The sequence below is a fragment of the Shewanella sp. SG41-4 genome (assembly GCF_014164505.1).
Taxonomy (GTDB): Bacteria; Pseudomonadota; Gammaproteobacteria; order Enterobacterales; family Shewanellaceae; genus Shewanella.
Window position 1 is genome coordinate 1 of sequence record NZ_JACJFI010000133.1, and the last position, 11,203, is coordinate 11,203.

Below are 11,203 nucleotides of genomic sequence, written 5' to 3' on the forward strand. Positions count from 1 at the left end.
GGGCTGCTAATTTCTGCCACGCCTTTTATATAACAAGAACCAAAATCGATGATTTTTACCACACCATCACGGGTGATAAAAATATTATCTGGTTTTACATCTTGATGCAGCGTTTCACGACGATGAAATGCTCGTATCCCTAATTCAATTTGCTTTAGTAGTAGCAATACCTCTTCTACAGGTGCTTTTTTATGTTGAGTTAACCACTCTCCTAAACTTATCCCCGACAAAAATTCAGTTACGTAATACAAAGCAGACTTTATTTTATGTTGCTCGACAACCTTGACTACATGAGTGCTGTTAATGCGCTGCCCGACCCAACTTTCTAACATAAAGCGCTCTATGTAAGCGGCATCATCTATGTAATTAACTGAAGGTGTTTTCATGCAAAAGGTTTTGCCTTCGTCATTCTCGACTCGATACACCTGACTGCGTTGTGATTGATGAAGTATATGAGTGACCTGATAACCATCAAGCTTCATTCCAACACTAAGTGGCGGTGGAAAAGGTTGACGCGACAAGCTGTGATAGACATCGTCGATGGCTTGTTTAGGTAATTGACTAACACTTAATAACTGCGAACTGAGGTTATCTTTACTGCCTAAATCGAACGCTTTTTTGTTCAACATTTGGCAAAACTTTTCACACAAATTATCAGTAAGTTTTGGATGCTGTTGACAAAGTGCAGTTAATTTTCGGTGTATTTCAAATTCTGTAAGTACGTCATGAACCCCATCGGTTGTCAGTAAATAGAGGTCGTCAACTTCAACTGACAAGGTTTTATAATCGACATCTAATTTAACATCCATACCCAATGCGCGGGTAAGATATTGGTTTGATGAGTTAATATGGCTGCTGTGATCATGAGATAATTGCAGTAATTCACCATGGCGAAAACGATAAATACGTGAATCGCCAACATGCAGCATGTGTACTGAACAAGACTTAAACACCAGTGCACTAAACGTGCATACAAAGCCGCGTCTGGCATCGCGATAATCTTGTCCCAATCCGTACAACCAACGATTCAAAGCCGTTAGTACTTTAGAGCTAGAGGTTTGTACACTCCAAGTCTCTGGGGTGGAGTAATAATCAGCGAGAAAATTACTCACACTAATGGCTGACGCATGCGCCCCACCTTCAGCGGTACTGACACCATCACTGATCACACTCACAACGCCCTTCGATATAAGCGGTATCCCCGAAGGAATACGAATACCGATGGCATCTTCATTTTGCAGTTTACGGCCTTTTTCAGAAGCTTGACCTACAACAAGCTGCAAAGTGGCAGCAAAAGGAAGCATCTCATCAGCACCACCTAGCGTTTGTTCTAATGACTCAGAAGCCATAAAACCTCTCGTTCAAGATTAACCTGTTTTATCACCATAAAACCCAAACTGCTCTAGCATAAACAGTTTGAGTTTTAACGGCAGCATGTTTCGCTGATGACTTTATTCAAGCACTAACTTACGCTGATTAAAGTAACCTCGCCTTGTTCGTTTACTTCAGCAATATGACCTTTGGGTTCTGTCATAAAGAACAGAGTAATAAAACCAAACACGGCACTTACCGCAATCACATAAAAGAAGGTTTGAGTGGACACTATTGAATACACTGTTAAAAAGAACACAGCACCAACGTTACCGTAAGCCCCTGTCATACCGGCTATTTGACCAGTTAATCGACGCTTAATAAGCGGCACTGCGGCAAACACTGCACCCTCACCACCTTGAACAAAGAATGAACATGCCATTACGACTGTCACAGCCAAAGGTAATGACCATGACGAGTCAATTTGTGCCACCGACAAATATCCAATGGCTAAACCGGCCGTCAAAATTAACAAGGTGGTTTTACGACCAAACTTGTCACTTAACCAGCCGCCGCCAGGACGAGACATTAAGTTCATAAAGGCATAGCTTGATGCCAACATACCCGCTTGTGCCATACCCAGCTCGAACGTTTCAGCGAAGAATAGTGGCAACATAGATACCACGGCAAGCTCAGAGCCAAAGGTAGTGAAATACAGCACATTCAATACCGCAACTTGCTTAAATTGATAGCGTTCAAACTCGGGCACTTCCATTGAAAACAAGTGCTTATTTACCTGATATGTTTGGTAAAAGTCGAACAAAAACACCACCACTAAACCAAGATAAATCAGATACGTTGCATCTTGAGTAAACATACTTACACCAGCAGGAGACAACTTCCAACCTAACAACGCGAGCGTGGCATACATCGGTACCTTCATAATGATCAGTAACACAAAATCACTTTTACTGGTCACTTCTAAACCGCCGCCCTTTTTAGGCTTAAAGTAAGTCGAACCTTTTGGAGTGTCGGTAACATTAAAGTAATACACAAAAGCAAATAACAAACTCATTAAACCGGTAATACCAATCGCATAACGCCATCCGTCTGGACCACCAAAAGCAAGTGCAACTGCAGGCAAAGTAAAGGCCGCCGCCGCAGAACCAAAGTTACCCCATCCGCCATAAATTCCTTCAGCTGTGCCTAACTCTTTTGCCGGAAACCATTCACTCACCATACGAATACCGACTACAAAACCAGCACCAATAAAACCAATCAGAAAACGTGCTAACGCTAATTGCTCAAAGGTGTCAGCCACCGCAAACATAAAACAGGGTATAGAACAAATCCCCATCAATGCTGAATAGGTAATCCGCGGGCCATATTTGTCAGTTACCATACCAATGATAATCCGTGCAGGAATAGTTAATGCCACATTGAGGATCAACAAGGTCTTAATTTGTGATTTAGTCAGCCCTAAACTGTCGGCAATAACGCTAACGAGTGGCGCTGCGTTAAACCACACAACAAAGGTGATAAAAAACGCCATCCAACTTAAATGCATGATTTTCATCTTGCCGTGAAAAGAGAAAATATTAAATTTTTCAGCACTCATATTGCACCTCGTTATGGCTGAGACAAGACAAAAACATTGCCTTGCTCAGTTTTAATGTTGAATGGTTTAACCACTAAATCCGCATTTTCAATACAACGCCCGCTATCTAAACGGTAATGTTGTTTATAAAGCGGCGAAGCAACACAAAGCGCTCCATCAATTTCACAAATCAGTCCTCTTGCCAGTAAACTCACACCACTGGCAGGGTCAACATTATCAAGGGCAAATAGCCCGTCATCCCCCAAATTGAAAATCGCGACTGCACGGCCCGCAACCCATGCAGCGATCCCTGTGCCTTTTGGCATGCTTGCTTCACTACACACATTGACCCAAATCATGCTAATTCCTCCACAGCTAGTTGTTCTGCATCATCTGTAATATCGTTAATTGCTATCGTTCCAGCCCCTGCATCTTTAATACTCGGGAAACGCTGCTCACGAATTCGCTGGTAAGCATTGGCGTCAGCTTCTGGCGCATCACTTGGATTAACAAACTCATTAAAGCGCGCCAAGAAGGCGGGTTGTTCAAGGCTTGTTTTCCACTCACACTGGTATGTGGCGGCTATATGGTCCATCTGCAGTTCTAAAGTCGAGTTGATCCCCAACGCATCGTCAATAACGACTGATTTCAAATAGGCTAAACCACCTTCTAATGAATCCATCCAGGTTGAGGTTCGTTGTAATTTGTCAGCGGTTTTGACGTAAAACATCAAAATGCGATCTATGTATTTGTAGAGGTCTTGAGTCGATAAGTCGGTGGCAAACAAATCACCATGACGAGGACGCATGCCGCCATTTCCTGCAACATACAAATTCCAACCTTTGTCGGTTGCGATAATGCCGATATCTTTGCTTTGTGCTTCAGCACATTCGCGAGTGCAGCCAGACACCGCAAATTTTAATTTATGCGGACTGCGCAAACCTTTGTAACGGTTCTCTAAATCAATCGCGAAACCGACGGCGTCTTGCACTCCATAACGACACCAGGTACTGCCAACACAGGATTTAACGGTTCGCAGTGACTTACCATAGGCATGGCCTGTTTCAAAACCAGCATCAATGAGTTTTTTCCAAATTTCAGGTAGCTGCGATAACGTCGCGCCAAACATATCAATGCGCTGGCCACCGGTTATTTTGGTATAGAGATCATATTCTTGGGCGATTTCCCCCATAGCAATCAACTTAGTTGGAGTGATTTCACCACCGGCTACTCGTGGCACAACAGAGTAAGTACCGTCTTTTTGTATGTTGCCTAAGTAAGCATCATTGGTGTCTTGCAGTTGCACATGACTGCTATCTTGATTCAGCACATATTGATTTTGTAAGCTCGCAAATATCGATGCGGCGGCAGGTTTACAAATATCACAGCCGTATGTGAGCCCACTTGCTGAAGGTTTGCCATGTTGAGTGATTAAGGTAGTAAAATCATTAATGCCTTCGACTTGGCATAAGTGATACAAGGCTTGTCGGTCATGGTCAAAATGAGCGCAAATCCCGGCATTAAAATCGAGCCCTGCTGCTTGTAATGTTTGGTCAATAATTTTTTGAACTAACGGCGCACAGCCACCACAACCCGATGCAGCTCGAGTGCATGACTTAATCTCGGCCATTTTATGATTGCCAGCAGTCACAGCCTCAACAATGTCGCCCTTGGTCACTTGATGACAAGAACACACAACAGAGGTGTCTTTTAAATCGGCTTCGCTTTCTGCACCGGCTAGCAATAACTCAACTGCAGAACCTTCAATCTCGTCTTGAGACAAATAGCTATCAAGCAAACGGCTGTAATCGCTGTTATCGCCAATCAGCACTGCACCTTTTAAATATTTACCGGTTTCGTCTAACCATAATTTTTTATAAATACCCGCCTGGTTATCCGATAACTCAACAAACTGGGCGTTATCAAAACCACGGCTAGCGCCAATAGCAGCCACATCAACACCCAGTAATTTAAGTTTGGTGCTCATGTCTGCACCAGTAAATGACTGCGACACACTGTTAGATGTTAATGAGGCAATATGCGACGCCACAACACGGGCCATTTGATAACCCGGCGCAACTAAACCAAATATTTTTTGCTGCCATAATGCACATTCACCGATGGCGTAAACATCGGGTGCAGAAGTTAAGCAATAATCATCAATTTCAATGCCGCCACGCTCACCAATATTAATGTTTGAAATACGTGCTAATGAATCTTGTGGACGAATACCGGCAGAAAACACAATCATGTCAGTTTCAAGAAAAGATTCATCATTGAAGGTCATTCGGTGCATTGCCGTTTCACCGTCAATAATCGCAGTGGTGGCTTTTGAAGTATGTACACTCACGCCGAGCTGTTCGATTTTACTGCACAGTAATTCACCGGCTTTATCATTTAGCTGAACGGGCATCAATTGTGGCGCAAACTCTACAACGTGAGTTTTTACCCCAAGCTGCATCATGGCATTGGCGGCTTCTAAGCCTAATAGTCCTCCGCCCACAACCACCCCAACTTGACTGTTTTGGGCTGCTGCTTGAATGGCCTCAAGATCTTCAATGGTGCGATACACCAAACACTGAGCGCGATCGTTACCTTGTATCGGTGGCACAAATGGAAATGATCCCGTTGCAAGCACTAAACGGGTATAAGAGTAATGATCACCTTGCGCGCTGGTCACCTTTTTGGCGGCAATATCAATTGCCGTAATAGGCGTGTTTAAATGAAGCGTAATGCCCAAATCTTGATAATCTTGCGCACTAGTTAACATCAGTAGATCAGCGCTACCAGTCTCAAAATATTTTGACAACTGCACTCGGTCATAAGCTGGACGCGGCTCTTCACCAAACACATGCACTTCAAAGGTTTTATTCAGCCCCAAGCTACATAATTGTTCAATAAAGTGATGCCCCACCATGCCATTACCAACGACCACTAATTTGGGTTTTGAGACTGTCATTTCCTGCTCCTTTATGCCTTGGACCGTAAAAAGCAAAATGGCGCCAACTCCGCTTAAGAAGTTGGCGCCATTGCCTGTTGATATCCAAATTTTTAAAATAAACTGCCGAGGTAAACGAGCCAATTAGTTGCTGCCGTTCACACTATCGTCAATCTGATACTTTATTCATTATAAGTATTGTTTGCAGGCTCTATGCCAACTACAAAATAAACTTAACCTGTTGATTTATTGCATTTAAAAAATCAACAACCCTTACTGAACGGTCTATGGTTGTCCATCTTAGTCACAACCGCACCAAAATGAGGCGCACCATCATTGTTCGCCCCAGTGTTAAGTGGTTCTGCAGGACTATTATTCCGAGTAACCACAGCAATAATTTGCGCCGACATTTGTGCCAACGACAAGCCTTTTTGCATCGCTTGTTGTTGAATAATTTGATGCGCTTTGGTTTCATCGAATCCTTGCTGCATAACGATAAGCTTGGCCTGACTAAGCAATTTTAAACTGCGGATTTCATCAGCCAATTTCTTAAATTCGACTAGCGTTTTACTCGCAGCATTAAAACGTGCTTGAGCCAAACTAATGACACTGATTAAGCGATTAACACTCAACGTCTCTGGAATAAAAGTGATGCGACCACAATCAAGTAACTCGGTTAATGCTGTCTGCTGCCATGTTTTAGCATTGACAACTATCACCATTGGCTTACTTGTTAATGTACGTTGAATGAGTCCTTGGATTTGCGCGTGCAATGTGTCGGTTAATATCAACAAGGTATCAAATGCTTGTTGATGTAATCGTTGCTCAATTTGGCTAACAGAAGTTAACACAGTGACATGTCCAAACGTTGCCAAACAAGATTGGTACTGTACAACCTCACAATCGACCACTGGTACAGCAGAAAAACTAGGGTCACAAAAAATTAAACTGCGCATAACCACTCCTTATTCTGCCATTTTGTTAACGGATTATTTGTTGTACTGAAGCGGTTTTCCCAACATAGCTGACTCAAGTAAACGGCTTGCTCCGCTGCCATAATCTTTTGTGAATTTGATTTTTGTGAAATAGATTCTGGTGAAATTGATTCCTGTGGAATAATCGCTGTATTTAATTTGTGGTTAAGTAATAGCAGCACTGCAGCCAACGTTGTCGTAACACTGCTAAGCGCTTGCTCAATCATGGTGCGCGACATTAATGCCGTCAGCGCCTCAGAAGATAAAGGCTCTTTTTCGCGCCATAGTAGCGCAAGAATGTCACTAGGCAATTCAGCTTGGCCCACTTTTGCACCAGAAAAGCCCTCTAATAATGTCGGCATTGTTAAGCTCGAAACGTCAACATTACCAGCTTTCCCGTTGACAACTTTTATCGTGGTTTCAACTCTTGGATTCAATTCGGTTTCGCCTTGCAAGCCTTTAAAAATTGCCACACTCCCGACCTGATATTCGTTATTGGAAAATAAAATCTCACATATTCCTTGGTGTAATGTATCTAACCCTGGATGAAAATAGCTGCGAAGGCTTATCGGCGCATTGGTCGGATTGATACAACGTGCTGCGGTTTGAATAAGGCTACGAAGGCCTAACTCTTGATGCAATTGACGACAATCATCTAATACTGGTGCTAAGTCACCCGCTCGAACATAAACAATATTATCTGACTGCAATGCCACTTTGGCCATTTGTGATGATGTACAACACGCAATATTAAGTGATGCTAAACATGATTCAACATGACGGCGATGAGGTAACGCTTGGCTGTCACCGTGTAACATCACCCGAATACCTTGTTTCGCCAATAACTTAGCCACCAGTAAAAGCCAAGGTAACTGCTCGCGCTTGCCCGCATACACAGGCCAATCGATATCAACCTCAAGCGAATGCCAACCTTTATCGACAGTACGACGTAAACCGGCCACCATCCCTGCTATTTCTTCAGTCGTTTCGCCGCGCACGCGCATGAGCATCATCGCACTGGCCATTTGTGCGCGCGTTGCTTTGCCTTTAGCAAAACCTTCAAGCAGCAAACATGCCTCGTCAAACGTTAATGCACGAGAGCCTTTTTCGCCCTTACCTAATGCTTTTATCAACAAACGAAAATCAAACTCATCCACGGATGTCAGCGTTAACTCACCAATTTTAGGCATATAAAGCCTCACGTCCATATTCAAATGGAATTTGTGTTGCAGCAACATCAATATCGTCAAGTAAAGCGTTAAGCTGCTGACCAACTGACACTACTTCACCAATGATAATTAACGTCGGTCCAGAGTCCTTAATGGTTAACGCGGCATCGGCCATAGAAGCAACTGTGGCATAAATGACAATTTGATTAGGTCGTCCGCCATTGGTAACTAACGCTACCGGCAGATTAGCGCCACATTGAGCAGAGAGTAGCCCAACTGAAATGCTTGCAGCTTGCTCTTTACCCATATAAAACACCAAGGTTGATTGCGCTGCTAATAATGCCTGCCACTGCGTTGGAGCATTTGCAATATCTGCATCAGTCATTTTGGTGCCGGTGATCAGCGTGACACTGCGGGCCATACCACGATACGTTAATGGAATGCCTGTACTTGATGCACAACCTAACGCCGCAGTAACACCAGGAATAAATTGCGACCGGATACCATTTTGTGCAAGGTAAAGCGCTTCTTCTGAACCTCTACCAAAAATATGCGGATCACCACCCTTTAATCGCACCACTTTTAAACCTTGCTGTGCCAATGTAAGCAATAACTCATTAATGTCATCTTGCTTTTTACTCGGTTGGCCACAACGCTTACCGACAAAGTAACGCTGGCAAGTAGATGTTACTAACGTCAAAATGTCACTACTCACCAGGCTGTCAAACACCAACGCTTCAGCTTGTGCCACTATTCTAGCGGCCTTAAGTGTCATTAACTCTAATTGACCACAACCCGCACCAACAATAGCCACATCACCCGCGTGTAATTCATTTGCGGCATGCCCTAAAGCATTTATAGATTGATGACCTTTTATCATTGCTTCTACTGTTTTCATTAGGCTACGTCCTCTGCTTCTGATAGTTGATGTTCAATGTCGGAAAACGATTCGGAATAAGATAAGGCATCTTGCCAACTCCGTTTAGCACACTGCTTAACTTCACTATGACAACTGCCACATTGACGGCCGCAACCGAGTAATAACTGGGTGCTATCTAACGCCTGCTCAAAACTGATATTCGCTAAACCGTCACTCATCACTTGGTTGTTAAATTTCTGGCTGATTGCATCATTAATGTTCGCTTCGGTTACCCCAGTACAGGCACAGGTTAATGGGCTATTGCCGGCTTTTATTTGCTGATGTAACTGCTTCATTAACTGTTTGTCGACTGGCTTACCAATAAAATCATTCATCTGATTTAAGGCCACATTCACTTGAGTGTGAGACAACACTTTTAATGCCTTAAGTAATCCTTTATCCATATTGCATTGGATATATAAAGGCTGGCCATCTACCGTTAAGGTCCATTTAAGTGAATGGGCTGTCGCTTGGTAGGCAAAGCCATCGTCGGTATCGGTAAAGCCAATGTGGTGACACATTCCGCTGTCTAGTGTTTGCGCAACTTGCCAACATAATCCATGAGCAGAATAGTCGTGTTGACCAAAAACCACCCCTTGCATCGCCAGTTCAACAGGGCTTAATGTCACAGGTTGACACTTAAACCCTGGTTGTTTTGATATTGGGTCGACGCGAGCATCTAATGCCTGATTCACGCCTTTGGTCAGCGAAAACTGCGCAGACCAATGCATCGACATCACAGCCATATTTGTCGGTATTTCATCATCGACTACGGCACGCGCGACCGTGAATGCAGGTTGATTAATGCGATCTGTGTTAGTGGTATCTGCTGAGTCTTGTTCAATTTTATTTTGAATAGCTTCAATGCGGACCAAGCCACCTTCGGTTAAAGAGAATGCACTGAGTTGTGATGAATGCAGGTGAACGACAGGCTCAGGAATACTGGCTCGTAAGCTAGCAATATGTCCGGTGCGAGTCATGGTATGCCACTGATCTCGGCTTCGGCCAGTGTTTAATAACAAGGTGTTACTCGGTAATGATTGCTGCGATACATTAGCGGCAGGCGCAACAAACTGAGCTTTACCCGTCGCGGTAGCAAACTCTCCCTGGCTAAAAACTCGCACGTTTTTTTGACCAATTTGTGCATCCGAAGCAATAGGCCATTGTGTCGGTGCTAGTGCATCATATTGCGCTTTGGATAAATCTGTTAGCCCAGTGAGATCAAACACCTTAGTAGGGAAAACCTGTTTAACCTTTGCCGATAAAGCCGTAAACTCACTAAATACGCTAGCATTGTCATCAAAATCAAAACCATCAAAACCCATTTTTTGAGCCACTTGACTAACCGCCCACCAATCAGGTTTAGCTTGGCCTTTGGCTGTGATAAAGCCACGTTGCCGGGTAATGGTACGATCGCTATTAGTGACGGTACCGCACTTTTCTGACCAGCCTTGAGCTGGGAGTAATACATCAGCAAGTTTGGCTGTATCAGAATCAGGACTGATTTCAGACACCACTACAAAAGGACAATCGGCTAATGCTTGTGCTATTTTTTCACTGTTGGGCAAAGACACCACAGGATTTGTGCCCATAATCCAAATCGCTTTGATTTTACCTTCGGCAAGGGCATCAAACATCTCAACTGCTGCTAAGCCTTTTTGGTCCGCTACACTATCAATTTTCCAAAAATCAGCTAATAACTGTTGCTCCGGTTGTGAAAACCCCATATGACATGCTAACTGAGTGGCTAGTCCACCCACTTCACGACCACCCATGGCATTGGGTTGTCCGGTTAACGAAAAAAATCCACAACCGGCTTGACCAATGTGACCTAGTGCGAGGTGACAATTAATCATCGCATTGGTTGAATCGGTACCAATAGTTGACTGGTTAACTCCCTGACAAGATGCTGTAAGCACCTTTTTATTGTTGGCCACGAGTTGATAGAATTGCGTCAGCTTGGTAACAGATACGCCGACTTGCGTAGCAAGCTCAGCTAAGTTGGCACTTAATTGTTGTGCCTGCAAAACCACAGTATCGAAGCCTTCTGTATGTGCGGCAATATACGCGTGGTCGACACGATTTTGATCTGCTAGGTAACCGAGTAAGCCATGAAATAAGGTTAAATCAGCGCCCGGTTTAATGGCTAAATGTAAGTCTGCTTGTTTTGCTGTGGCTGTTGATAACGGGTCGATTACCACTAGCTGAGCATTATTGGCTTTTTTTGCGGCTAAAATTCGTTGAAAAAGAACGGGATGAGTCCAAGCGGTATTGGCCCCTACAAGCACTATCACA

Annotated in this window: 8 protein-coding genes; all 8 read right to left on the reverse strand. The window is 43.7% G+C overall.

The window, feature by feature from the left end; genetic code table 11:
* Positions 1 to 1,349: protein kinase domain-containing protein (locus tag H5202_RS12875; protein ID WP_182772422.1), on the reverse strand; the 1,349-nt coding region annotated here is incomplete at its 3' end.
* Between the two features lie 113 nt (positions 1,350 to 1,462).
* Positions 1,463 to 2,929 carry a NarK family nitrate/nitrite MFS transporter gene (locus tag H5202_RS12880; protein ID WP_182772423.1) on the reverse strand — a complete coding sequence of 489 codons (1,467 nt, stop codon included), beginning with the start codon at positions 2,927 to 2,929 and terminating at the stop codon, positions 1,463 to 1,465.
* A gap of 11 nt (positions 2,930 to 2,940) precedes the next feature.
* Entirely contained in the window at positions 2,941 to 3,267 is a 327-nt protein-coding gene (nirD, locus tag H5202_RS12885; RefSeq protein WP_182772424.1) for a nitrite reductase small subunit NirD, read from the reverse strand.
* Positions 3,264 to 5,867 (reverse strand): nitrite reductase large subunit NirB, encoded by a 2,604-nt coding sequence (gene nirB / locus H5202_RS12890; protein WP_182772425.1) that lies wholly within the window; start codon positions 5,865 to 5,867, stop codon positions 3,264 to 3,266. Before nirB ends, nirD begins: the two co-directional genes overlap by 4 nt.
* Positions 5,868 to 6,109: 242 nt before the next feature.
* On the reverse strand, positions 6,110 to 6,802 hold the full coding sequence (locus H5202_RS12895; protein ID WP_182772426.1) for an ANTAR domain-containing response regulator: 693 nt from the start codon (positions 6,800 to 6,802) through the stop codon (positions 6,110 to 6,112).
* Positions 6,790 to 8,010 (reverse strand): glycosyl transferase, encoded by a 1,221-nt coding sequence (locus H5202_RS12900; RefSeq protein ID WP_182772427.1) that lies wholly within the window; start codon positions 8,008 to 8,010, stop codon positions 6,790 to 6,792. The genes H5202_RS12895 and H5202_RS12900 overlap by 13 nt, the downstream gene beginning before the upstream one ends.
* Positions 8,003 to 8,887 (reverse strand): uroporphyrinogen-III C-methyltransferase, encoded by an 885-nt coding sequence (gene cobA / locus H5202_RS12905; protein ID WP_182772428.1) that lies wholly within the window; start codon positions 8,885 to 8,887, stop codon positions 8,003 to 8,005. Before cobA ends, H5202_RS12900 begins: the two co-directional genes overlap by 8 nt.
* A partial coding sequence (locus H5202_RS12910) for a nitrate reductase (protein WP_182772429.1) occupies positions 8,887 to 11,203 on the reverse strand: 2,317 nt, incomplete at its 5' end. The genes H5202_RS12910 and cobA, both read right to left, overlap by 1 nt.